This window comes from Segatella baroniae DSM 16972 = JCM 13447, from assembly GCF_000426585.1.
GTDB lineage: Bacteria > Bacteroidota > Bacteroidia > Bacteroidales > Bacteroidaceae > Prevotella > Prevotella baroniae.
In genome coordinates this window covers 47,081-73,189 of record NZ_AUFQ01000015.1, presented here as the reverse complement: position 1 = coordinate 73,189, position 26,109 = coordinate 47,081, and the positions used below count along the sequence as shown (strand labels likewise).

Sequence of the window (26,109 nt, the reverse complement as noted above, 5' to 3'; positions counted from 1 at the left end):
ATGAGCCAAATAGAAACCGTTCATCCCGACACCTCGACAACACCAACCGCAACACCCGAATACACCGACGAAAACATCCGCCACCTGTCGGACATGGAGCATGTCCGCACACGACCGGGCATGTATATCGGCCGTTTGGGCGACGGATCGCTGCCCGAGGATGGTGTCTACGTGCTGCTGAAGGAGGTCGTCGACAACTCGATCGACGAGTTCAAGATGAAGTCGGGCGACCGCATCGAGGTGGACGTGACCGACAATCTGCAAGTCAGCGTGCGCGACTACGGCCGCGGCATACCGCAGGGGAAGCTCGTGGAGGCCGTGAGCGTGCTCAACACGGGCGGCAAGTACGACTCCAAGGCGTTCAAGAAGAGCGTCGGACTGAACGGCGTCGGCGTGAAAGCCGTCAACGCTTTGAGCGCACGCTTCGAGGTGATGTCGTATCGCGAGGGCAAGGTGCGCCGCCTGCAGTTCGAGAAGGGACAGCTGAAAGCCGACACGACAGAGGCCTCAAGCGACGAGAACGGCACGTACATCCACTTCGAACCCGACGCGACGCTGTTCAAGAACTACCGCTTCCACGACGACATCGTTGAGACAATGCTGCGCAACTACACCTATCTGAACAGCGGACTGACCATCATGTACAACGGACGGCGCATCCGCAGCCGCAACGGATTGGAGGACTTGCTGAGCGACAACATGACCAACGACGGCCTCTACCCCATCGTCCACATGCAAGGGGACGACATCGAGATAGCCTTCACCCACACCAACCAGTATGGCGAGGAGTACCACAGCTTCGTGAACGGCCAGCACACCACGCAGGGCGGCACCCATCAGAGCGCGTTCAAGGAGCACATCGCCAAGACCATCAAGGAGTTCTACGGCAAATACGAGTATGGCGACATCCGCAACGGGCTGGTGGCGGCCATCGCCATCAACGTGGAGGAGCCTGTTTTCGAGTCGCAGACGAAGATAAAGCTTGGCTCCACGCAGATGGCGCCCGACGGGGAGAGTATCAACAAGTACGTGGGCGACTTCATCAAGCAGAACGTCGACAACTACCTGCACATCCACACCGACGTGGCGGAGGTGCTGGAGAACAAGATCAAGGAGACCGAAAGGGAGCGAAAGGCCATGGCCGGCGTGACGAAACTGGCGCGGGAACGGGCCAAGAAGGCCAACCTGCACAACCGGAAGCTGCGCGACTGCCGCATCCACTTCTGCGACGCGAAGAACGACCGCAAGGAAGAAAGTGCCATTTTTATCACCGAGGGCGACTCAGCCAGCGGCAGCATTACCAAGAGCCGCGACGTGAACACGCAGGCGGTGTTCTCCCTGCGCGGCAAACCGCTCAACTCCTTCGGCCTCACCAAGAAGGTGGTGTACGAGAACGAGGAGTTCAATCTGCTGCAGGCGGCACTCGACATCGAGGACGGACTCGACTCGTTGCGCTACAACAAGGTCATCGTGGCCACTGACGCCGACGTCGACGGCATGCACATCCGCCTGCTCATCATCACTTTCTTCCTGCAATTCTTCCCCGAACTCATCAAGAAGGGCCACGTCTACGTGTTGCAGACGCCGCTCTTCCGCGTGCGCAACAAGCGGACGAAGATGAAAAACAAGCAGGCCATAGCCAAGGCCGACGAGCAGATGGGCAGGAAAGAGAAGAAGAACGACTTCATCACGCGCTACTGCTACAGCGACGAAGAGCGGCAACAGGCCATCAAGGAACTGGGCCCCGACCCCGAAATCACGCGCTTCAAGGGCCTCGGCGAGATCAGCCCCGACGAGTTCGTGCACTTCATCGGGCCTGACATCCGCCTGGAACAGGTGACACTCCACAAGACCGACCAGGTGCAGAAGCTGCTGGAATACTACATGGGCAAGAACACGATGGAACGCCAGAACTTCATCATCGACAACCTGGTGATTGAAGAGGACATTCCGGAAGAAGAGGAAAGGTAAAAAGGTAAAAGAGTAAAAAGGCTGACGCCCGCATCATCATAGGCACATTGGCCAACATTATCAATAAAAACAGAGAAAGAGAATCAGCAATGAAATCAAACTATCAACAAAGAATAAGCCCCCGGAGTATCAACCGTATATGGAAAGGGTTCATCTTTTTACCCTTTTACCTTTTTATCTTTTTACCTTTCCACGCACAAGTCATCGACTTGGGCGACGGCAACAACCCCGCCCGCAAGTTGCAGATAGCCGAAATGGCCATCAAAAGCCTGTATGTAGACCAGGTGGATGAGCAGAAACTCGTGGAGGACGGCATTCGGGGCATGCTCGAAAAGCTCGATCCGCACTCCGCCTACTCCACCGCCAAGGAGACCAAGGCCATGAACGAGCCGCTGCAAGGGTCGTTCGACGGTATCGGCGTGCAGTTCAACATGGTGCAGGACACGCTGCTCGTGATCCAACCGGTGCTGAAAGGCCCGTCGGAGAAGGTCGGAATCCTGGCCGGCGACCGCATCATCGCCGTCAACGACACGGCCATCGCCGGCGTGAAGATGTCGAAAGAGGAAATCATGAAGCGGCTGCGCGGCCCTCGGGCCACCAGGGTGAAGCTCACCATCGTGCGCCGGGGAATCAAGGACAAGCTCGTCTTCACGGTCACCCGCGACAAGATTCCCGTGAAAACCATCGACGCCTACTACATGATTCGCCCGCAAGTGGGCTACATCCGCGTCGGCAGTTTCGGCGCAACTACCTACGACGAGTTCATGGAAGCGGTGAACACGCTGAAGAAACAGGGCATGCACGACCTCATGCTCGACCTCCAGGAGAACGGCGGAGGCTATCTCATCGCAGCCGTCCGCATCGCCAACGAGTTCCTGAAGAAGAACGACCTCATCGTCTATACGCGAGGATTGCGCACCGAACGACAGGACTACAAGGCCGACGGCACGGGGCGGTTGCTCGACGGAAAGGTGGTCGTGCTCATCAATGAGTACAGCGCTTCGGCCGCGGAAATCGTGACGGGCGCGCTCCAAGACCAAGACCGCGGCCTGGTGGTGGGACGCCGCTCGTTCGGCAAGGGGCTTGTGCAGCGTCCCATCGAGTTCAGCGACGGCAGCATGATCCGCCTCACCATCGCCCACTACTACACGCCGTCGGGCCGCTGCATCCAGAAGCCCTACAAGAAAGGCGAAAACCTGGACTACGCCATGGACATCGAGAAGCGTTTCGAGCATGGCGAGCTCTACAGCGCCGACAGCATCCACTTCGCCGACTCGCTGAAATACCAGACGCTGCGCCTCCACCGCACGGTGTATGGCGGCGGTGGCGTCATGCCCGACCATTTCGTGCCGCTCGACACCACGGCCACCACGCGCTTCCATCGCCAGCTCCTGGCCCGCAGCTTCATCATCAACGCCAACCTCACCTACGTGGACGCCCACCGCAAGGAGCTCAAGAGGCGTTATCCCACCTTCGAAGCGTTCCTGAGCGACTTCAACCCGCCCCAGAGTCTCATTGACGGCATTGTGGCCGAGGCCGCCAAACAGAACGTCAAGCCCAAGGACGACGCCGAACTCAAGGCCACCATGCCCGCCTTGCGCGCGCAACTCAAGGCCCTCGTGGCCCGCGACCTGTGGGACATGAGCGAATACTTCCACATCATCAACGAGCGCAACGCCATCGTCAAGAAGGCATTGACGCTCTTTTAGCGCACAAAAGGCCCGCAACGCGCCGCCCAAAGGCCTGCTTTCATCCGCCTGTCGCTGTCCTTTTGCAGGATGAAAAGGCTGCTTTCATCGGCCTGTCGCTGTCCTTTTGCAGGGTGAAAGGACTGCTTTCATCGGCCTGTCGCTATCCGTTTGTAGGGTGAAAGAACTGCTTTCATCCGCCTGTCGCTGTCCTTTTGCAGGATGAAAAGACCGCTTTCATCCGCCAACAAGAGGATGTGTCAGCCACAGAGTCCATAGGCAGTAGCTACAGAGTCCATGAGGACCAGCTAGCGCGTCCATGAGGGCCAGCTACTGCGTAGCAGTTGGCCCTTTTGTAGGACAGGGTTGCGAGCGCAGCGAGCTACCCTGTCTGCTCTATGACGCAGAAATCTAGGCCGAAGGTCTTGGTCTTTTTACATTTAAACCCAAATCGGTCATTAGTAACAGCACATGCGGTTGCAGGCGCAATGCACCATGACCATGTCCCTATACATCGATTGGGCATAAGGAAATTCCTGTCACGGGCTGCGCAGGAGGTGAAGCCGGAGGCTTCATCGCTCAGTAACCCCTGGTCATCTCTGCGAAGCGGAGTGACCAGGGGATAAAAGACCAGGCGTAAATCGACCCTGGAAGGGTCGCCCAAAGACAGCCGTGATGACCGTGGACGACCCCTCCAGGGTCGACGGATGGATGGCGGGCACGCCTCCCCCGGTCATCCTGCGGCATGACCGGGGGTTACGGAGAGGTGAAGCCGCCGGCTTCAACACCCGCAGGAAAGCCTCGGGTACCGGCACGCGAGCCTGCCCGCCCGCCACGGATGGGCAGCCACCCACAACCATGCCCATCATATTCGCCCTTTTTGTTCGTCCCTTTGCATGCTTCAAAATCCATTGCAACTCCGACGGCCCAGCCATTACACCCGACAACATCCCACCACAAACTTAAAAAGACTAAGACCTTCAGCCTAGTTTCTTGCCGGCACGTCCCAAACAGGGTAGCTCGCTGCGCTCACAACCCTGCTCTTCAAAAGAACCAACCGCCAGGGCGGTTGCAGGCAGAGTACAGACGATAGAATGCGCAATGCACCATGACCATATTTCAATGGCCGATTTGGGATAAAGATGTACATTTTAAATGCTTAATGAACCAATTTGGAATCAAGATTTGCATTTCAAATCTGAATGAACCAACTTGGGTTGAAGGGCGAAAAAGGTGTTTTTTGGCAAGCAATCGCCGTGTCTTTGAAGGGCAAAGAGGCCGCTTTCGCGAAGCGAGGGAAAGCAATGGTTGTGGGGCATTGGAGGAGGATTGTGGTGGGGCCGTTCACCCTCTCATGGCCAGGGCCTTGTTCTCGTTCGCCTCCATGATTTCACGCTCACCGGGGCCTTTGTCGTTGATACCGCACAGGTGGAGAATGCCGTGGATGATGACGCGGTGCAGCTCTTCGTCGAAGTCCTTGCCCAGTTGCAGGGCGTTGCTGCGCACGGTGTCGAGCGAGATGACGAGGTCGCCGTTGAGCACATCGCCCTCATCGTAGTCGAAGGTGATGATGTCGGTGTAGTAATCGTGGCCGAGATACTCGTTGTTCACTTCCAGAATCTTTGCGTCGTCTACAAACATGTAGCCTATTTCGCCGACCTTGCGGCCGTGTGAAGCCGCCACCCGCCTGATCCAGGCCGTGGTCTCACGCTTCTTGATTTTCGGCATCTTCACGCCGTCTACGTTGTAAGTGATCATGTGGTAACCTACCCCAGCCCTCCCAAAGGGAGGGTGTACTGACTTGAGAAAGTCAAGAGACGGGGCTTTTTTATCTAATATTAATCTTTTTCCGTCTTATCTTCAGAGAGTGCCCCCTCCCTTTGGGAGGGCCGGGGTAGGTTTTCCCCCTTTCCAAACCTCTCCAGCTCCCTCATGAGCGACGAACTGACGTAGGCCAGTTCGGGTTCGGCGTAGAGCAGGATGGTCTCCAGGCCACCGAGGGCGCGGTTGGCGTCGGCCATGTCGCGCTCATACTCGAAGTCCTTGACGCTGCGCACGCCCCTCACCACGAAGCGGGCGCCCTCCCGGCGGGCGAAGTCGACGGTCAGGTCGTCGTAGGTCTTCACCTCGATGGCCTTCTCGGCGGCATAGCGGCGGCGGATGGCGGCCACCCGTTCGTCGGCCGGCCACATGTAGTGTTTGTCCACATTGACGCCCACGCCGATGACGAGGCGGTCGAAAAGCGGCAGCGCACGCCTCACGATGGAGTCGTGGCCCACGGTGAAGGGGTCGAAACTACCCACGAAGATGGCTGTTCTCATGCGTGCAAAAGTAGCAAATTATTATAACAGGCGCAACGAATGGGCCGTTGTTTTTGCGATTTCATCGGTCAAAAGATTGTCGGCACCCTTATAACCGTAGATGACAAAAGGGTTGTTGAGTGGTCTTGTCATTGCTCCACCGTGCCAACGACGCGGCGCAAGTCAGGCAACAAGCGGGGGAAAGCAAAAAGCAACCGGGGAATGCGAAACAGGCCGCCTCCCACCCGCCATCGCAGGGCGGAGGACCCTCATGGCCTTGCGCCATTCGCTTCAAACAGGCGCCAAGCCCTCCCTGCGGCGGAGGGCTTGGAAGCAGCTACTACTTTCTGGCGGCGGCGTTGGCCTTCTCGCGCAGCGTCTTGCCGATGGTGTTCTCGTTCACGTTGTCGTCTTCAAACACCTCGTCGGTGTAGTAGTCCACGTGGTTGCCGTCTACGGCGTCCTTGCCCCCTTTGGCCTTGTCCTTCTCCAGCTGGCGGTTGTAGAGCTCCTCGTAGTCGGGCGTGTCGGCGCTCGGCGGCATGATGTTGATGTCGAACACGAGATCGATCTCGCCCTTGGGCAGCACGTTGCCGTAGATGCGGATGGTGTGCTTCACGTAACCTGTGTTGCCCGAACTGTTGTAGGTGAAGACGAGCCGCTTGGTCTCGCCCGGCAGGATGATGAGGTTGCTGCTCATGTTGGTGAGGATGCAGCCGCACGAGGGCTGGATGTCGTTGACGACCAAGGGTTCTTTACCCACGTTGGTGACATCGTAGTGCATCGTGAGTTCCTCGCCCAGCAGCAGCGGGCGGTAGTGGCGCACGGAGTCGACGACGGTCACTTCCGTCGGCCCCACCTTGCGGGCGCAGCCGGAGAGGAGGGCGACGAAAAACAGGAGTAGAAGGAGTATCTTTGCGTTCATCTTCATCTGATTTCTATTTCATCACATGCGGTGGTGGTCTTGCCACGGCCTTCCATGCGGCTGACGCGCAGCTCGAAGGGCCTGTCCGCACGGACTCGGGTGAGGGGGAGCGTATAGGTGACGCGGTGGAAGCCTTCCGACTTCCGGTTCAGCGCGGGCTGGGGCGAACGGGCCTCGGCCAGTTGGCGGCCGTCCTGCCACAAGGTGACGGAGGACGGCTGGTAGATGTGCCATCGGGAGGCGTGGAGGAACGACACCCGCAGGCTGCCTGACGGCTTCTCGCACGTGAGGCGCACGGTGTCGACGGGCGACGGGCTGATGCGCCAGTTGGTGTGGTAGTCGTAGGGCGAGCCCACATAGCCGTCGGTGAGCTGGGGAACGTTAGCACACGACAGCCCTACGGGACGCCCGACGAAGGACGGATGGGCGGCGTAATAGGCCAGGTAGTCCTTCAGGGAGCCTTCGGCTTCGCGATACTGCGCCATGTCGGGGAAGTAGCTGTGGCCTCCGAGGTTCTCAAGGCTGGTAGCCACAAGTTCCTTGTCGGGGCGGACGAGGGGCGAACGCTGCAGTTCGAGCACCGTGAAATTGAGTCCCGTGAGCAGTTTGTTGAGCCTTTTGCGCTCGTCGCCCTTGATGGTTTTCGACGCTTTGTCGAGCGCGTTGAAGAATTTCATGAACCCCGCGGGGTCGAGACCGGCCGCCGCCATGTCGGCAATGCCGCCGTAGAAGGGCAGCGTGCGGGCCGACCTTTCCAGTTGCAGGCAGTAGTCGGCGAGCTGCGGGCCGCTCTTGGGGAAGTATTTGTCGAAGTAGGCCTCGACCAGCGGTTCGACCTCGCAGTCGGGGCGGAGCATGAGCGCGGCCACGGCAAAGGTCTGCATGTCGTCGAAGGTGGCGTAATCCTCGCCGCTGCCGTTGAAGACGACGCCGCGCACGCCCAGCTCGCGGTAGAGCTGCAGCCTGCCGCGCACGGCCGAGAGCAGCGGATAGGGCGTCAGATAGTCGTCGAAGTTGCGCATGTAGTCCCACACGTAGATGCGGTCGACGGTCTGCCGCCACCGCTTCACGAGCCGGCTGAAGTCCTCGCGCGCCCTGTCAGGCAGCGGATTGGCCATCGGCAGGTCCATCGCGCTGATGAGAACGCCCACATTGGCGGGCATGGTCTTCGACGGCGGCTCCTTCACCGACGCGTAGGAAGAGGTGAAGAAGAGATGATGGGGGAAGCGGCGGGCCAGTCTTTCGATGAGGGCCGACACGGCGGGGGAGGCCGACACGGCGGTGTTTCCGAGCTTTTTGCAACGTTCGCACCCGCAGACGACGGCGTTGTCGTTGGGCATGATGGCGAAACGCTGGCCGTCGTCGGCTGCGCCTTCGCCGTATTGGTCGATAACGAAGTGCTCCAGCCGCCCGTAGATTTCGGGCGAAGAGAAGCAGAACTGGTCGTGGTCGCGTGCCCCGTCTACGAGCGCGAAGGCGTCGTCGGGCAGGTTTTCGCCCAAGGCCTTGCCCAGGTTGTGCCCCCAGAGCGCCCAGTCGTAGTCGATGTTGCCGCAGCCCAGGATGGGCATGAGGTCTTCGTTGCGGTTGGACGGGGAGTAGATGCTTCGATATTCAAAGGGAAAGTCGCCTTCACCGTCGTCGGCAATGGCCACGGAAGGGGGCGGAATGTCGCCCACCTCAAAGCGGATGTCGGCCTTTCCTATCGATGAAATGGCCTGATATTGCAGCCAGAGCATGCGTTCCTGGTCACGGGCGCGGAGCGTCAGCACGCCGCTGCGGCTCCACTGCCAGCTGAATCCCTCCTTCAAGGACGGGTCCAGATCGACACGCAGCAGCAGGGCGTCCTCGCCGGGCTGGCTGCCTACCAGGCCGGCGACTGCCCCCCGCTTCTCCAGATGGGAGGCCAGATAGTCGGCCCACTTCACGTCGAGCTTGTCATCCTCGTCCAAGGGCGTCACGGCATAGCTGCTGAAGGCCCGCAACTCCTTGTCCTGCGACGCGTTGGAGCACGACAGGAGCAGGAGGACGGCCAGCAGCAGCGGCGTGTGGAGCCGGCTTCGCCACTTAGAAAGAGATGATGAGCGAGGCATCGACATGGAAGAGGTTCTTGTAACTGGTTTTAAACACGTTGTAAAAGCCGGCTGCCGGATTGTTGGAATCGGCGGGTTCGGGCGAGACGGTGGTGTTGGTGAAGGTGTTCCAAATGCCCTCGAGCCGGAAAGTCATGTTGTGGAACAGCAGATAGCTGCCACCCAGGCTCACCATCGTGTTGGTCTTGTCGAACGTTCCGGGGAGCGCGGCGTCGAGAATGGTGGTCTCGGGGGCCGAACTGATACCCGCCGACGCGGTCAAATCGAGCAAACGGCTCTGCAAGGGGAAGTATTTTCCGACCACGACACCGCTGTAGCACAACTTGCCGGCATAGGAAACGAGGTCGGCCTTGCCGCCGAGGGAGAACTGGTCGAAGCTCTTCGTGGCGCCCACACCAAGGTTGAGCATGTGCTTGTGGTCGGTGTTCCAGTGCGAGAACTGCCATTCTTGGGTATTCTGGTTGAAGCTGAAGTCGCGCATGTTGGTCTCCACGCGGCGATAACCTGCATGGACGTCGGCCACCCAGTCGTAGGGTAGCGTGCGCTGGAGGCGCGCATTGGCGCTGAACGACGGGAAGTAGCGGTTGGCCACGGCCGCGTTGACCATGCCCGACCACTTGTCGGAGAACGTGTGCTCCCACTCCAGCTGCGCTTGCAGGCCCACGCCGCCCGGCGCGTAGCTCTCGGCGGTGTTGCCCACGTCGCGGCCGTCGCGGCCGGCATAGCTGAGACGGGCCGTGTAGGCGTTGCGCTCCAGCTTGCGGGTGTAGCCCACCATGGCGGCGGCCGTCATCACGTCGGCCTCGCCGTAGCGGGCGTGCCGATATTCCAGGCTGAGCAGGTTGTCGGCGTCCTTTGTGGCCAATTCATCGAGATGGAGCTTGTGGCCGCTCACCTCCATGAGCGAGGGCTGATAGTACTTCTGATACACGTAGGCGGAGTCGTACTGCTTCATGCTTTCATAGGCCAGACCCTTGGTATAGAGCAGCGTGCGGTTGGCTGCGTCGTAGAGAAGGGCCGAGTCGAGCACGGCGATGGCGCGCCGGCCCTCGTGCCGCTTGATGTGGGTGTGGGCCAGCAGTTCGCTGTGGGCCGAGAATGAGCCGATGAGAATGCTGTCGCCGACGTAGGTGTCGAGCCACGGGCGCAACTGGCCGAGGGCTTCGTCGTAGCGTTTGCGGCTGCCGAGGTAGGCTGCGCGCTTCACGCGGAAGGCCACGTCGTCGGGATAATAGTTGAGCGCCATCTGCGTGTACTGTCCGTAGTCTATGTCGCGGTGCAGCAGGGCGGCGCAGTTGATGGCGTAGAGCAGTCCGTCGTGGGACGACGGCATGATGCGGAGGAAACGCTCGCTGGCGTCCATGGCCGTCTTGGCGGCCCCGACGGCGATGAGATTCTTGATGAAGGGCACGGCGATGGTCTCGTAGGTGGAGAGATAGAGGGCGTGGTTGTCGTCGGTGGAGGTGCTGTCGAGCGCGTTTTCGAGCAGCGCCAGGGCCTCAATGCTCTTGCCCTGCTGGGCGAGGAGGGTGGCCCGCTGCACGTAATAGTTGCGGGGCTGCTTGGGAAAACGGGCGTGGATGGTGTCGAGCAGGGCCGAGGCGTCCTTGTAGCGGCGCGTCTCGAAGTAGCAGGTGTACTTCTTGTTCATGGCGCTCTGCACGAGTTCGCGGTCGGTGGCGCGGCGGGCGACGAAGTCGAGCAGCGGAATGGCCTCCACATAGTCCATCGTGACCATCAGGTCGGAGGCCTGCCGGAGCCGAAAAGAGGCCAATTCATCGGCCACTTCGGCATTGCGGGGCTGCAACCGGAGGAGTTTTTCGAGCAGGGCCACGGCCTTGCGGTCGTCGCCGATGCGCTTGTAGATTTCAAACTCCTTGTAGAGCAGGCCCGGGGTGTTGCCCTGCCGCTTGCGGGCCTCGCCCAGATAGTAGAGGGCGTCGCTCACATAGCCGCGAGCCACGGAGGTGTTGAGCATGAAGTTGAGGGCTTCGGTCGACTTGCTGCTCTCATAGAGGCGGCCGTAGGCCACATAGGGGTCGGCAGCCATGGCGTCGGCGGCCGCCGATTCGCGCAGCCCGCTCACCATGGAGGCCAGGCGGGCGTTGGGATGCGACCGGAGATGGGTGGTCAGAAACTCAAGGGCCTCGGCGTAGCGGTGAAGGCCGGCCAGAATGCCGACACGCTTCTCGGCCAGCGCGGCGTTGCCGGGCGACGCCTGAAGGCCTTCGCCCACGGTGGCGAGGGCCTCTTCGGAGAGTCCAGCCTGCAACTGCAGGTTGCTCAATTGCAGATAGTTGGCGGGGTCGTTGGGGGACAGCCGGACAAGTTGGCGCAGGTTGGCGATGGCGTCGCCGAGCTTTCCCGACTTGCGGGCGGCGGCGACGTTCTCCTCCACGCGGCCCTGGAAGCGGCGCACGAGCGACTTGTCGCTGGGATAGACCTGCACCAGGCGGCGCAACAGACGGTCGGCCTCGACGTGGTTGCCCTGGATGCGGTAGATACCTATCTTCTTGATCCACAGCGTCTTCTCGTAGGGAGCCATCTGCAGCAGCTCGTTGATGTAGCAGATGGCGCTCGAATAGTTGCCCGTAAACTCCTCGACGTTGACCAGCAGCTGCTTGGCCTCGCGGTTCTCGCGGTCTTCCCTGACGGCGCGGAACAGATAGTAGCGGGCCTTGTCGAACAGCTTGCGTTCATAATAGATGCGACCCATCATGCCGTTGAGCCCCGACGCGGTGGGATAGTCCTTCAGACCACGCTCCAACAGCTTCTGGGCGGCGGAGAAATCCTTGTTCTTCAGCAGCACGCGGGCGTTGCTGTTGTAATAGCCTACGGTGTGGCTGTCGCCGAAGGGAAGGATGGCCAGGGAGACGATGGCGGTCATTGTGACGACCAGAGAGAGGATGAGTTTCTTCAACATAATGTCAGATGGAAGGAGTTACGTACTTCTAAGAGGGGATGGGGCCCACGCCGGCCAGCTGTCCGGCGTCAGTATCCGTCGTAGTATTCGATGGATTGGGGGAAGAGGTTCCGCCGGTCTGGGCGTCGCCGCTCTTGTATCCCTTTCGGGCGATGGAATGCCATACGGCCTTCTTGCCGGTGAGATAGTTGAAATAGCCCTTGATGGAGAAGAACACCAGCATGGGATGGTAGAGGAACGGCTCTACGAGCGCGGCCAGCATGAGCGGAACGAACGACTTGAGGCTCGTGTAGGTGCACTTGGCTTCGTAGGTGTAGAAGATGACGACGAACGACAGCATGACGCTGAACGTGTAGATGGCGGCGAAGATGAGCCAGGCCATCTCCCAGTTGATGCCACCGGTGATGGCCAGGTAGATGAACATGAAGAAGCCGACGGCCTCGATGACGGGTGCCAGGAACTCGAAGACGAACACGTAGGGCAGCGTGATGAGCCCCACGCGGTGGTACTTGTGGTTGCCGAGCATGTGGAAGTGGTAGTGGAAGGTCTGGATCAGTCCACGACCCCAGCGCGTGCGCTGGCGGTTGAGCATTCGGATGTTGCCCGGACCTTCGGTTCGGCAGCACACCTTGGGTATCTGCACCACGCGGTAGTCGATGTTGTTCTCGCAGCAGTAGCCCATGATGCGCAGCAGCATGTCCATGTCCTCGGCGAAGGAGTCGGAACCGTAGCCGCCGGCAGCCATGACGACCTCGCGGCTGAAGAGCCCGTAGCCTCCCGACACGTTGGACATGGCGTTGATGGCCGACCATCCCATCTTGCCGACCATGAAGGAGCGCAGATACTCCAGCTCCTGGAAGAGCGAGATGGGCGTCGTGGGCGGCTGCACCTTGGTGATGACGCCATGGTCGACCTCGCAGCCGTTGCTCATGGTCATCATTCCGCTGACGGCGACAATCTTGGAGTCGCTCATCACGGGCAACATGCACTGGAAGATGGCGTCGGGACTGAGGATGCAGTCCACGTCGGTGTTGACGAAATAGGGATAGGAGGCCACGTTGAGGCCCGCGTTGATGGAGTCGGCCTTGGTGCCACCGTTCTCCTTGTCGACGACGGTGAGCTGGTAGTACTTCGGATTGCGCGAGCGGTAAAGGGCCTTGAAGGGCTTGGTGTGGATGTGTTCCACGTAGTTGAAGGGCACTTTCTCCAGCTCGAAGTTGGTGATGAGCTTCTCCAGCGTAGAGTCGCGGCTGCCGTCGTTGACGATGACGACCTCGAAGAGCGGGTAGTCCTGCATGAGGAGCGACTCGACGTTGTCGATGATGGTCTTCTCCTCATTGAAGGCGGGGGCCACGATGGACACGCCGGGCGTATAGGGGTTGTTCCATACGATATGTTTGGCGTAGCTTTCCTCTATCTCGTCATACTGGGTGAATATGCCCTTCTGGGCCAACAGCATGAGGATGACGTAGGAAACGATCAGCGTCATGGAGTAGAAGAAGATGACGTAGCCGTAGATATCTAATATTAATTGCCACATATATCTGTAAAAGACTTTTCTGATGGAACATCGTCGCCGACAGGCGGGGGCTTCCCGGCCGTCGGTCGACGCTAAAGCTTGATGGCCTCGGTGGACCGCAGGATCTCGTTCTGTATGTGCAGGAAGAGCACCTGCTCCTTGGGCGAGGCGGCCCGGCGCAGCAACACGACCTTGCGCTTGCCGCGGAGGCTGTACTCCCACAGGCAGCGGAGGATGGCGCGCTTGGTCTTGAAGTCGGGCGACACGTCGTAGCACCAGGCGTAGAAGTCCTCGATGTCGTCGCCGGCGTGTATCTTGAGCAGCGACCGCAGGATGAGACGGCGCGTGTGGGGCGACGACCGGCGGTAGTTGGCCTTGATGGGCTCGACGGCCGGTTCGTATTCGCGATGGGCAAAGCTCTTCACGACGGCGCGGAAGATGCGGTCGTCGGTGGAGTCGAGATACTGCAGCAGCAGCTCTATGTCCTCCGGGGCGCCGAAGTAGCCGAGCTCCTGGATGAGGAAGGCCTTGTTGGGGATGTCCTTGGTCTGCTGTATCTGGGCGTAGAAGGGCGGCAGGGGCTTGCCCATGGCATTGGTCTGGGACATCATCAGGTGGATTTCCATGCGGTCCCAGAGGGTGAACGTCTCGTCGTTGTCAATCATCTCGAAGGGTTCGTCGTAGGTGTTGATCATGTAGAAGAGCCGTGCCTCGCGCCTGAGAAGGTAGTTCTTGGTGTTGACCAGACGGGCCACGAGGCCGCCGTTCATGGGTATGCTCAGGTAGCGCACGGCCTGCATCACGCTGATGCGCTGGCTGGTGGTGCCTTCGAGCAGCGTGTGCTCCAGATATTCGCGCATGTGGAGCACGCGCAGCAGGATCATTTCGTTGCTGCGGTTGACCTCACGCACGCGCTTCACATGGTCTACAATGTAGATGCGGAACCAAAAGTCGAGCTCGCGCTGCGAACTGATGGCGTAGTCTTTGGGCAGGGCCATGCGCTTAACGATTTCCTCCTTGCTCATGCGCCGCCCCGAATAGAGGATCTCGTTCAGCGTGTCGTAGTACTGTTCGTAGAGATGTGAGAAGATTCGTTGCCGACGGCGGTCGAACCATTGGTTGACGAGAATCTTCACCACGGTGAACAACCACACGAGGATACTGCTCACTACGACGAGGTAGGAGATGCGCACCACCAGGGGATATACGTTGAACCAGGACGTGAACTGGTAGCCGTTGTAGCGAATCGCGTCGAAGACGGAGAAGTCGCGGGTCAGCGTACCGGGTTCCACGAAGGAGTTCTGTGCAATAGAAAACGAAGTGCTTCCTACCATCTTGGCGTGTATGGCTACTCCGACGACCGTCACGAGAACGACCAATGCAAAGAGTATCAATAAAATCTTGATCTTCATAGAATATCACCTCTGTCTCGGCCGTTATCCCGGCGACACTTTGTCACGAAAGTATAATTAATTATCAACAGCTACAAGCCATCGGCGTTAAAAGAATTTAATACAGAAAAATCAACAATGCTTTATCCTTTATTGATGACTCTCTTCGTTATCCGGAGCCGGAAAGCATGTCCGCTCGCTCCATTCCAAGGGTAGGCCTCTATTGTCAACAGGCCGGGGTCCGCCGCCAACCTACGTGGCGGGCTCACATATATTGCAAATAAAGGCGCATGCCTTCTGATTTCACTAATACCTATTCATGTCGTAGAAAGAACTTGGCCTTTTATGAATCTCATTGCTCTCTATTAACTCTCTGCAGGGGCGTTTCCCCTACGCTCTTCGATATTTTTCTGTTAGAATGACCTCATGCTTCCATGAAGAAAGGCCAGTTCATGACAATGACTCTCTATAAGATTTCGGCGCATATATATCCGAAAAACATAAATTGCGGCACAAAGGTAAACCATTTACCGTGGGTACACAACATTCCCGTTGATGTGATAATGAATATTAATATCTACCTCTTCTATTTAACTTTCTTTATAAAATAAAAACCGAATCACAACGCTTGGTTTACGAAAGAAAGCGTTTTTCGTTGCAATCGCAACCTTCTCGTAGGCCTGCCGCCGCCAACCTCGACACGAAAGCAGGGCCGCTTAAGGCTAAGGCCTTGACAGTTGAGGACTTCCACCCCACGGGCATGGCGTGAAAACAAGGCCGCTTGCGACTAAGGTCAGGCAGTTGAGGGCTATGAGAAGCATTTTGGCGGCCATTCCAGGGACGTCGCCCACTCCATCGCTCACTTTTCGATTGCTCCACTTCATAGCAGTTGGCCCGTTTGAGGGGGGACAGGGAGTGAGGACAGAGACGCATTCCACCAGCTACCGCCTGACGGTCGTTCGGGCATGCAAGATTTTGGCCATTACTCTGCATGGGATTGCAGGGCTACTGCGTAGCAGTTGGTCCTTTTGTAGGACAGGGTTGTGAGCGAAGCGAGCTACCCTGCCTGGTCTGTGATGGAGGGAGCTAGGCCGAAGGTCTTGGTCTTTTTACATTTGAATCATCGCTTTTTGCGGGAAATCGTGTTTTAAATCAATGCGCATGCCCATCATATTCACCTTTGTTGCATGTGCCCGCTTGCTTCAAAAGCCAATTGGCAACTCCGACAACTCACCCATTACACCCGACAACAATCGCCACAAACATAAAAAGACCAAGGCCTTCGGCCTAGTTTCTTGCCGCCACGTCCCAGACAGGGTAGTTCGCTTCGCTCACAACCCTGTCCTACAAAAGGACCAACCGCCAGGGCGATAGCAGGCGGAGTACAGGCGATTGCATGCACAGAACAGGAGGTTGCATGCACAGTACATGCGATTGCATACACAGAACAGGCGGTTGTATGCACAGTACATGCGGTTGCAGGCGCAATGCACCATGAGCATGTCCCTATACATCGATTGGGCATAAGGAAATGCCTGTCGCAGGCGGCGCAGGAAGTGAAGCCGGAGGCTTCATCGCTCAGTAACCCCTGGTCATCTCTGCGAAGCGGAGTGACCAGGGGATAGAAGACCAAGCGGAAATCGACCCTGGAAGGGTCGCCCAAAGACAGCCGTGATGATGGTGGGCGACCCCTTCAGGGTCGACGGATGGATGGCGGGCACACCTCCCCCGGTCATCCTGCGGCATGACCGGGGGTTACGGAGAGGTGAAGCCGCCGGCTTCAACACCCGCAGGAAGGCCTCGGGTGCCGATATGCGAGCCTGCCCGTCCGCCACGGATGGGCAGCCGTCCGCAACCATGACCATCATATCGCCCTTGCAGCTCGTGCCTCCCCATGCTTCAAAATCCATTGGCAATGCTGACGGCTCACCCTTTACACCCGACAACAAGCACCACAAACGTAAAAAAGACCAAGACCTTCGGCCTAGTTCCTTGTCGCCACGTCCCAGACAGGGTAGCTCGCTGCGCTCACAACCCTGTCCTACAAAAGGACCAACCGCCAAGGCGGTTGCAGGCGCAATAAACGCGGATTGCATACGCAATGCACCATGACCATTCCCCAACGACCCGTTGGTGGCAAAAGACCCTACCGACCTGCGGCAGCCGGCCGGCCCGGCTTCTCTCGCCCCGAACCGCCCAAAGACAGGCATGCCGGTTGTGGGCGGGCATTCGACCGTCGGGCAAGTTGGAAAAGAGGCTCCGTTGCGTCGCCATAACACGAAAACGCCTTTCTCATCTCACAGCAAATGAGACGAGAAAGGCATGCTTTCAGCGTGTAATCGTGGGTCTTTAGTCGTTCAGCTTGGCGCAGATGAACTCGCGGTTCAGGCGCGCGATGTTGGCGATGGACTCGTTCTTGGGGCACACGGCTTCGCAGGCACGGGTGTTGGTGCAGTTGCCGAAGCCCAGCTCGTCCATCCTGGCAATCATCGCCTTGGCGCGCTTGGCGGCCTCGGGACGGCCCTGTGGCAGCAAGGCCAGCTGGCTCACCTTGGAACTGACGAAGAGCATGGCCGAACCGTTCTTGCAGGCGGCCACGCAGGCGCCGCAACCGATGCACGTGGCGCAGTCCATGGCCTCGTCGGCGTTGTCCTTCGGGATGAGGATGGCGTTGGCGTCCTGGGCCTGTCCGGTGCGGATGGTGGTGTAGCCGCCGGCCTGGATGATCTTGTCGAAGGCCGAACGGTCCACCATGCAGTCCTTAATGACGGGGAAACCGGCCGAACGCCAAGGCTCCACGGTGATGACGTCGCCGTCGTTGAAGCGGCGCATGTAGAGCTGGCAGGTGGTGGCTCCGCGCTCCGTCTTGCCGTGGGGCGTGCCGTTGATGTAGAGCGAGCACATGCCGCAGATACCTTCGCGGCAGTCGTGGTCGAACACGAAGGGTTCCTGACCGGCCTCGATGAGCTCCTCATTGAGGATGTCGAGCATTTCGAGGAACGACGTGTCGTCGGGAATGTTCTTCATTTCGTGCGTGTCGAAATGGCCCTGGTCCTTGGGACCGTTCTGCTTCCAATATTTTATCGTGAATGAAATATTCTTTGCCATATACTTTAAAGCCTCTCCCTCCGTGCCCGTCGTGGGGCCTGAAGCTGTCCGCATCTTGTTTCCGGCCTGCGGAAGGACGCCGGAGGGTTGTTGACTTCTCCTTTTTAATGTTGGTTAATGAATGTTTTGTTTACTCCCGCCATCCTGCTTGCAGCCTTTCCGGCTTCCGTCATCAAGCTCAAGCCGGATGGTTCCCCCCTCGCTGCGCGGGAGGGGCCGGGGAGAGGCAACTTCTAATTCTTGTAGTTACGTGTCTGCACCTTGATTGCCTCATACTCAAGCGGTTCCTTCACGAGTTCGGGAGCCTTGCGGTCGTCGCCTTGGTATTCCCAGCAACCCACGTAGAAGAAGCCTTCGTCGTCGCGCTTGGCTTCGCCTTCCTCCGTCTGGTGCTCCTCGCGGAAGTGGCCGCCGCAGCTCTCCTCGCGGTGCAGGGCGTCGTAGGCCACCAGCTCACCCATGAGGATGAAGTCGCGCAAGTGGATCGCCTTGTCGAGTTCCACGTTCAAACCTTCCTTCGATCCGGGGATGAAGAGGTTCTTGTCGAACTCCTCGCGCAATTCCTTCAGCAGCTTCAGACCCTCTTCCAGGCCCTCCTTGGTACGGCCCATGCCCACGTGTTCCCACATGATATGGCCCAGTTCCTTGTGGATGGAGTCCACGGAACGCTTGCCCTGGATGGCCATCAGGCGGTCTATTTCCTTCTGCACGCCGGCTTCGGCCTCGGCAAACTCGGCGCGGTCGGTCTCCACCTTCGGCCAGAGAGCCTGGTCGGCCAGGTAGTTCTGGATGGTGTAGGGCAGCACGAAGTAGCCGTCGGCCAAGCCCTGCATCAACGCCGACGCGCCGAGACGGTTGGCCCCGTGGTCGGAGAAGTTACACTCGCCGATGGCGAAGAGGCCCGGAATGGTGGTCTGCAGCTCGTAGTCGACCCAGATTCCGCCCATCGTATAGTGGATGGCGGGGAAGATCATCATCGGATTGTAGTATTTCACGCCGTTGATTTCCCTGGCCAGTTCGCCCGGATTGACGTCGGTGATCTCCTCATACATGTCGAAGAGGTTGCCGTAGCGCTGGAGAATCTGGTCGATACCGAGGCGGTTGATCGATTCGGAGAAGTCGAGGAACACGGCCAGGCCGGTGTTGTTCACGCCGAAGCCCTTGTCGCAACGCTCCTTGGCGGCACGCGACGCCACGTCACGGGGCACCAGGTTGCCGAAGGCCGGGTAGCGGCGCTCCAGATAGTAGTCGCGGTCTTCCTCGGGAATGTCGGAACCCTTGATTTCGCCGGCCTGCAGCTTCTTGGCGTCCTCCAGCTTCTTGGGCACCCAGATGCGGCCGTCGTTGCGCAGCGACTCTGACATGAGCGTCAGCTTGCTCTGCTTGTCGCCGTGAACGGGTATGCAGGTGGGATGAATCTGCACGTAGCAGGGATTGGCCATGTAGGCGCCCTTGCGATAGGCCTGGATGGCGGCGGTGCAGTTGCAACCCATGGCGTTGGTGGAAAGGAAGTAGGCGTTGCCGTAACCGCCCGTGGCGATGACCACGGCGTTGGCCGTGAAGCGTTCGAGCTGGCCGGTGACGAGGTTCTTGGCGATGATGCCGCGGGCGTGGCCGTCGACAATCACGACGTCTTCCATCTCATAGCGGGTGAAGAGCTTCACCTTGCCGGTCTGCACCTGCGCGCTGAGCGAAGAATAGGCGCCGAGCAGCAGCTGCTGGCCGGTCTGTCCCTTGGCATAGAAGGTGCGGCTCACCTGCGCGCCGCCGAACGAGCGGTTGGCCAGCATGCCGCCGTATTCGCGTGCGAAGGGCACGCCCTGAGCCACGCACTGGTCGATGATGTCGTTGCTGACCTCTGCCAGACGGTAGACGTTGGCCTCGCGGGCACGATAGTCGCCGCCCTTCACGGTGTCGTAGAAGAGTCGATATACGGAGTCGCCGTCGTTCTGGTAGTTCTTGGCGGCGTTGATACCTCCCTGGGCGGCGATGGAGTGCGCGCGACGGGGGGAGTCCTGGATGCAGAAGTTGAGGACGTTGAAGCCCATCTCGCCGAGCGTGGCGGCAGCCGAAGCCCCGGCCAGACCGGTGCCGACGACGATGACGTCGAGTTTCAGTTTGTTCTTGGGGTTAACCAGACGCTGGTGAGCCTTGTAGTTGGTCCACTTCTCGGCCACCGGTCCTTCAGGTATTCTGGAATTTAATGTCTTGGTCATAATTTAAAGATTTTAGAATGACGGCCGCGGCTCGTCGCCGGCGGCGGAACACGTGTTGTTAAAGATTAGATGGCGCAGCCGAGACTGGGCGCGCAACCGAAGGCGAAGGCCAGCACCACGACGAGAAAGGCCAGCATGAGCAGCGTGGAATAGACCCAACCGATCGTCTTCCAGCGGTCGAGCCACGTCTTTCCGCTCCAGCCGAAGGTCTGCATGGCACTCCAGAAGCCGTGTGTGAGGTGGAACCAGAGCGCGGCGAGCCAGATGATGTAGAGCACGACGTAGACGGGATTCGCGAATGTGTCCTGAATGAAGGCGAAACCGTCAGAGGGGCTGTGGGCGACTGTCATGCCGGTAAGTTCGGCAAACATCATGTTAAACCAGAAATTGAAGAGATGGAGCAGCAGTCCGAGCAGGATGACGAGACCCAGCACAAGCATGTTCTGGCTGGCCCACTCCACCTTCTCGGGCTTGGAGGTGACGGCATAGCGTTCGCTGCCGCGGGCACGACGGTTCTGTGCGGTCAGGATGAACGCGTAGACGATGTGACAAACTGCCAGCGCGGCCAGGCCTACCGTTGCGGCGACCGCATACCAATTGGCACCCAGCAATTCGCAGATCGCATTGTAAGCTTCTCCGGAGAAAAGCGCCACTACGTTCATGCAACCGTGGAACGTCAGGAATAGAATCAGCGCAAGGCCTGTTACGGACATGACGACTTTTCTACCGACAGATGAATTGATTAACCACATAAATGATTGATTTTTAATTATTTATTAAATTTAAACGTTACGATCTGACAGGAATGAATTGTACGACGACGGGCAAATACGCCGCGAAAGCTATTTCACAATACCTTAAAGTAGGTATTTCACCCGCATGATTCGTGTGCAAAATTAGTACAATAAACCGATAATTCAAAGCCATTTCATAAAAATTCAATTTAATTTCTTACTTTTGCCGAAAAATAGAAGAATCTTCCTACAATGACGTATTCTTACGATGTGCTCGTCATCGGGGGCGGCCACGCGGGTTGCGAGGCGGCGGCGGCGGCGGCCCGCATGGGCGCCACGACATGCCTGATGACGATGGACATGAACAAAATCGGACAAATGAGTTGCAACCCAGCCGTGGGCGGCATTGCCAAGGGCCAGATTGTGCGCGAAATCGACGCCTTGGGGGGCGAGATGGGGCACGTGACGGACGCCACGGCCATCCAGTTCCGCATGCTCAACCGGGGCAAGGGACCGGCCGTTTGGAGCCCACGCGCCCAGTGCGACCGCGGCAAGTTCATCTGGAAATGGCGCGAAACGCTCGACAACATCGACGGTCTCGACATCTGGCAGGACCAGGCCGACGAACTGTTGGTGGAGAACGGCGAGGCCGTGGGCGTGCGCACGGTCTGGGGCGTGGAGTTCCAGGCCAAGAGCGTGGTCGTCACGGCGGGCACGTTCCTCAACGGACTCATGCACGTGGGACGCCGGATGGTGGAGGGGGGACGCTGCGCCGAACCGGCCGTGCGCCACTTCACCGAGAGCGTCACGCGCCACGGTATCAACGCGGCACGCATGAAGACGGGCACACCGGTGCGCATCGACCGACGAAGCGTTCATTTCGAGGATATGGAAGTGCAGCCCGGCGAGGCCGACTTCCACCAGTTCAGCTACATGGGGCCGCGCCGCGTGCTCAAGCAACTGCCCTGCTGGACGTGCTACACCAACGCGGAGGTGCACGAGACGTTGCGTTCCGGACTGACCGACTCGCCGCTTTTCAACGGCCAGATACAGAGCACGGGGCCGCGCTACTGCCCTTCCATCGAGACGAAGCTGGTCACCTTCCCCGACAAAGACCAACACCCGCTCTTCCTCGAACCCGAGGGGGAGGACACCAACGAAATGTATTTGAACGGTTTTTCGTCGAGCATGCCGATGCAGGTGCAGCTCGACGCCCTCCACAAAATACCGGCCTTGCGCGACGCCAAGGTGTACCGGCCGGGCTACGCAATAGAATATGACTACTTCGACCCTACTCAACTGCGCCACTCGCTGGAGTCGAAAGTGGTGCCGGGGCTGTTCTTCGCCGGACAGGTGAACGGCACCACGGGCTACGAGGAGGCCGGAGGACAAGGCTGGGTGGCCGGCGTCAACGCGGCATTGCGCTGCGGGGGCGGCGAACCGTTCGTGATGCGGCGCGACGAAAGCTACATCGGCGTGCTCATCGACGACCTCACCACAAAAGGTGTGGACGAACCTTACCGCATGTTCACGTCGCGTGCGGAATACCGTATCTTGCTGCGCCAGGACGACGCAGACGCCCGTCTCACCGAGAAAGCTTATCGATTAGGGGTGGTCACACGTGCCCGCTACGACTGGTGGATGCAGAAAAAGCAGGACATCGATGAACTCATGGATTTCTGCCGTTCATTCCCGATTAAACCGACGGAAATCAACGGCGCGCTGGAAGCCATCGGCACCACCCCACTCCGTGCCGGCTGCAAGCTCATCGAATTGGTCGCACGCCCGCACATAGACCTCAAGCAGTTGGCAGCCATCATCCCCGCATTGCGCGAAAAGCTCGATTCTCCCGAAAACCGGAAGGAAGAAATCGCCGAAGCCGCGGAAATAAAGATGAAATACCAGGGCTATATCGACCGCGAACGGATGATTGCCGACAAGATGCACCGCCTGGAAAACATCAAGATAAGAGGTCGTTTCAACTACAACGAACTTCACGAAATCAGCACAGAAGGCCGCCAGAAGCTCCAGCGCATTCAGCCCGACACCTTGGCGGAAGCCAGCCGCATCCCGGGGGTAAGCCCGAGCGACATCAATGTCATGCTGGTGTTGCTCGGAAGATAGCCTTCCGTCCCACCTCCAAAGTAGCCCCGCCTGGCCGTCAAAGGCCTGCCACCACAGAATGTTTCACCGTAAACGATCCATGTTTCACGTGAAACTTACACACAAATAACGGACTGATTCCCAATCGATTAAACATTAAAGGGAAGCGTAAAGGTTAGAGGTTGCCAGGTTGTTGGTTGTCGGGGTGTTGGGATGAATAGTGTGTGTGAGGGTTGTTGGGCTGTCAGGTTGTTGGGATGAACAGTGTGTGTGAGGGTTGTTGGGTTGTGAGGGTGTCGGGATGAATGGTTTGTTTTAAGACTATTGTCCTCTCCGCCATTCCCCGCTGATAGTCCACCCTCCCTTTGGGAGGGCCGGGGTTGGTTCTTGGGAGGGCCTGGGTAGGTTCCGGAAGCACGGCTTTGGGTTTTTAAAAGCACAGCTTTGAGGATTCAAAAGCGCTGCTTTTACAAGCCAAAAGGGCAGCTTTGAGAAGGCAAAAGGACAGCTTTTGAAAAAGCGTCGGCAAGCCCCTTCGCTGCGGGCATACATCAATCAGATAATTACAAATATCATATCAATAATAAAATGAACAAACAAGTATTACTCGACAATCTGCGGTGCATACCGGATTGGCCGATCAAAGGCGTCAATTTCCGCGACGTCACCACGCTATTCAAGAACCCGGATGCGCTGAAGGAGATTCTCGAAGAAATGTATGAACTTTACAAGGACAAGGGTATCACGAAGATTGTGGGCATTGAAAGCCGCGGCTTCGTGATGTCGTCGGCCCTCGCGGTGCGTCTGGGCGCGGGCGTCGTGCTCTGCCGCAAGCCCGGAAAACTGCCGTGCGAGACGGTGCAGGAGAGCTACGCGAAGGAATATGGCATAGACACCATCGAAATCCACAAGGACGCCATCACGGCCGACGACGTGATATTGCTCCACGACGACCTCCTGGCCACCGGCGGAACGATGAAGGCGGCCTGCGACCTGGTGCGCAAGTTCGGCCCCAAAAAGGTGTATGCCAACTTCATCATCGAACTCAACAGCGAATTTCCACACAGCCGCGAAGCCTTCGACAAGGATGTGGAGATTACGTCGTTGCTGGAATTTTAGGTTGTAGGGGTGCTGGGATGACGGGATGAATGGTTACCTTTTCTGTCCGCTGTAGGGCAAACTATTCATCCTAACACCCCCACAACCCCACAACCCCACAACCCCCACAACACCTTGACGAAAGAAGAAAACGAAAAAAGGCTGGCTCGGCTCAAGAACATCGTGCTCAACATGCCTGAGAAGCCGGGTAGCTATCAGTTCTACGACGCCGACCACATTATCATATATGTGGGCAAGGCCAAGAGTCTGAAGCGAAGGGTGGCGTCGTATTTCCACAAAGAGGTGGACAGATACAAGACCAAGGTGCTGGTGTCGAAGATTCACGACATCAGTTATACGGTCGTCAACACGGAGGAAGACGCCCTGCTGCTCGAAAACAGCCTCATCAAGAAGTACAATCCGCGCTACAACGTGCTGCTGAAGGACGGCAAGACCTACCCCAGTATCTGCGTGACGAACGAGTATTTCCCCCGCATCTTCAAGACGCGCACCATCAACAAGCGCTTCGGCACGTACTTCGGGCCTTATCCCCACATCGCCAGCATGTACGCGGTATTGGAACTCATCAAGAAACTCTACAAGCCGCGCACGTGCCGGCAGCCCATCACGAAGGAGGGAGTGGCGGCAGGGAAGTACAGGCCGTGCTTGGAATACCACATCCACAACTGCGGCGCGCCCTGCATCGACAAGCAAAGCTATGAGGACTACCAGGAGAACATGCGGCAGGCACGGGAGATTCTGAAGGGCAACACGCGGCAGGTGAGCAAGTGGCTCTACGAAGAAATGATGAAAAACGCGGAGCTGCTGCAGTTCGAGAGGGCCGAGGAACTGAAGCGGAAGTATGTCTTGCTGGACGAATTTGTGTCGAAAAGTGAGGTGGTGAGCCACACGATCGACGACGTCGACGTCTTCACCATCGTGGACGACGACAGCAGTAAAAACGCCTATATCAACTACATACACGTCAAGAACGGCACCATCAACCAGAGTTTCACCTTTGAATACAAGCGCAAGTTGGACGAAACGGACGAGGAGCTGCTCATCACGGCGATTCCGGAGATTCGCGAACGCTTCCACAGCCACGCCAAGGAGATCATCGTGCCGATGGAGATGACGTGGAAACTGAAGGACGCGGAGTTTTTCATCCCGCAGCGGGGAGACAAGAAGCACCTGCTCGACCTCAGCGAAATGAACGGAAAACAGTATAAATTCGACCGACTGAAGCAGGCCGAGAAGCTCAATCCTGAACAGAAACAGACGCGACTGATGAAGGAATTGCAGCAGAAATTGCAGTTGCCGAAGCTGCCCTACCAGATAGAATGCTTCGACAACAGCAACATTTCGGGCACCGACGCCGTGGCGGGATGCGTGGTGTTCAAGGGCATGAAACCCTCGAAAAAGGACTACCGGAAGTACAACATCCGCACCGTGACGGGGCCTGACGACTATGCCTCGATGCAGGAGGTGGTGCGCCGACGCTACAGCCGCATGGTGGAGGAACAGACGCCTCTGCCCGACCTCATCATCACGGACGGCGGCGTAGGCCAGATGAACGTGGTGCGCGAGGTGGTGGAGGACGAACTGAAACTGCCGATTCCGATTGCGGGACTAGCCAAGGACGACCGCCACCGCACCAACGAACTGCTCTTCGGCTTCCCGCCGCAGGTGGTGGCGCTCGACGTGAAGAGCGAACTCTTCCACGTGCTGACGCATATTCAGGACGAAGTGCACCGCTACGCCATTGCCTTTCATCGCAACAAGCGGTCTAAACATCAGATTCACAGTGAGTTAGACGACATCAAAGGCATTGGCCCCAAGGCCCGTGAGGCCCTCATGGCGGCCTTTAAGAGCGTCAAGCGCATGAAAGAAGCCGATGAAACACAGCTGGCCGAAGTGGTAGGCGCGGCCAAAGCACGCTTGCTGAAGGCGCATTGGGAAGTGAAAGGGGAAGAATGAAGGGAGAAGCAACGAACGGAAAGAAGGCGTCTTATCGACAATAAATTACTGATAATCAACCAA

General features: G+C 58.3%; 16 protein-coding genes. 5 read left to right on the top strand and 11 right to left on the bottom strand.

Annotated features, from left to right (window positions below):
• Both K334_RS0110045 and K334_RS0110040 read left to right on the top strand, forming a co-directional pair.
• Positions 1 to 1,971, top strand: a complete 1,971-nt coding sequence (locus tag K334_RS0110045) for a DNA topoisomerase IV subunit B (protein WP_021590872.1) — start codon at positions 1 to 3, stop codon at positions 1,969 to 1,971.
• A 254-nt stretch (positions 1,972 to 2,225) separates the two neighbouring features.
• The gene (locus K334_RS0110040; protein WP_373277824.1) at positions 2,226 to 3,680 is read left to right on the top strand and encodes a S41 family peptidase; all 1,455 of its coding nucleotides are present in this window, start codon (positions 2,226 to 2,228) and stop codon (positions 3,678 to 3,680) included.
• A gap of 1,323 nt (positions 3,681 to 5,003) precedes the next feature.
• On the opposite strand, the gene ybeY is transcribed toward K334_RS0110040, so the two are convergent.
• The 11 genes from ybeY to K334_RS0109975 all read right to left on the bottom strand — a co-directional run bounded on the left by ybeY (position 5,004) and on the right by K334_RS0109975 (position 20,886).
• The gene (gene ybeY, locus K334_RS0110035) at positions 5,004 to 5,417 is read right to left on the bottom strand and encodes an rRNA maturation RNase YbeY (protein ID WP_021590775.1); all 414 of its coding nucleotides are present in this window, start codon (positions 5,415 to 5,417) and stop codon (positions 5,004 to 5,006) included.
• A gap of 80 nt (positions 5,418 to 5,497) precedes the next feature.
• Positions 5,498 to 5,980 (bottom strand): pantetheine-phosphate adenylyltransferase, encoded by a 483-nt coding sequence (gene coaD / locus K334_RS13880; protein ID WP_021590852.1) that lies wholly within the window; start codon positions 5,978 to 5,980, stop codon positions 5,498 to 5,500.
• A 319-nt stretch (positions 5,981 to 6,299) separates the two neighbouring features.
• Entirely contained in the window at positions 6,300 to 6,890 is a 591-nt protein-coding gene (locus tag K334_RS13875; RefSeq protein ID WP_021590749.1) for a DUF1573 domain-containing protein, read from the bottom strand.
• Positions 6,887 to 8,983, bottom strand: coding sequence for a DUF4838 domain-containing protein (locus tag K334_RS0110020; protein WP_051218726.1), 2,097 nt, complete (start codon positions 8,981 to 8,983; stop codon positions 6,887 to 6,889). Before K334_RS0110020 ends, K334_RS13875 begins: the two co-directional genes overlap by 4 nt.
• Entirely contained in the window at positions 8,952 to 11,900 is a 2,949-nt protein-coding gene (locus K334_RS13870; RefSeq protein WP_051218725.1) for a tetratricopeptide repeat protein, read from the bottom strand. Before K334_RS13870 ends, K334_RS0110020 begins: the two co-directional genes overlap by 32 nt.
• Positions 11,901 to 11,928: 28 nt before the next feature.
• Positions 11,929 to 13,440, bottom strand: a complete 1,512-nt coding sequence (locus tag K334_RS13865; protein ID WP_051218724.1) for a glycosyltransferase family 2 protein — start codon at positions 13,438 to 13,440, stop codon at positions 11,929 to 11,931.
• A 71-nt stretch (positions 13,441 to 13,511) separates the two neighbouring features.
• Positions 13,512 to 14,831 carry a HEAT repeat domain-containing protein gene (locus tag K334_RS0110005; RefSeq protein WP_154655591.1) on the bottom strand — a complete coding sequence of 440 codons (1,320 nt, stop codon included), beginning with the start codon at positions 14,829 to 14,831 and terminating at the stop codon, positions 13,512 to 13,514.
• A gap of 1,734 nt (positions 14,832 to 16,565) precedes the next feature.
• The gene (locus K334_RS14855; RefSeq protein WP_154655590.1) at positions 16,566 to 16,706 is read right to left on the bottom strand and encodes a hypothetical protein; all 141 of its coding nucleotides are present in this window, start codon (positions 16,704 to 16,706) and stop codon (positions 16,566 to 16,568) included.
• Between the two features lie 453 nt (positions 16,707 to 17,159).
• Positions 17,160 to 17,918 (bottom strand): succinate dehydrogenase/fumarate reductase iron-sulfur subunit, encoded by a 759-nt coding sequence (locus K334_RS0109990; RefSeq protein WP_025882186.1) that lies wholly within the window; start codon positions 17,916 to 17,918, stop codon positions 17,160 to 17,162.
• Positions 17,919 to 18,151: 233 nt separating this feature from the next.
• A complete protein-coding gene (locus tag K334_RS0109980) occupies positions 18,152 to 20,134 on the bottom strand; it encodes a fumarate reductase/succinate dehydrogenase flavoprotein subunit (RefSeq protein ID WP_021590789.1) in 1,983 nt (660 codons plus the stop codon).
• A gap of 65 nt (positions 20,135 to 20,199) precedes the next feature.
• A complete protein-coding gene (locus K334_RS0109975; protein WP_025882187.1) occupies positions 20,200 to 20,886 on the bottom strand; it encodes a fumarate reductase in 687 nt (228 codons plus the stop codon).
• A gap of 234 nt (positions 20,887 to 21,120) precedes the next feature.
• On the opposite strand from K334_RS0109975, the gene mnmG reads away from it, so the two are divergent.
• From mnmG to uvrC, 3 genes are all read left to right on the top strand, one after another.
• On the top strand, positions 21,121 to 22,992 hold the full coding sequence (gene mnmG / locus K334_RS0109970) for a tRNA uridine-5-carboxymethylaminomethyl(34) synthesis enzyme MnmG (RefSeq protein ID WP_027444905.1): 1,872 nt from the start codon (positions 21,121 to 21,123) through the stop codon (positions 22,990 to 22,992).
• 567 nt (positions 22,993 to 23,559) lie between these two features.
• On the top strand, positions 23,560 to 24,090 hold the full coding sequence (locus K334_RS0109965; RefSeq protein WP_021590751.1) for an adenine phosphoribosyltransferase: 531 nt from the start codon (positions 23,560 to 23,562) through the stop codon (positions 24,088 to 24,090).
• Between the two features lie 114 nt (positions 24,091 to 24,204).
• A complete protein-coding gene (gene uvrC / locus K334_RS0109960) occupies positions 24,205 to 26,046 on the top strand; it encodes an excinuclease ABC subunit UvrC (RefSeq protein ID WP_025882146.1) in 1,842 nt (613 codons plus the stop codon).
• Positions 26,047 to 26,109: the final 63 nt, after the last annotated feature.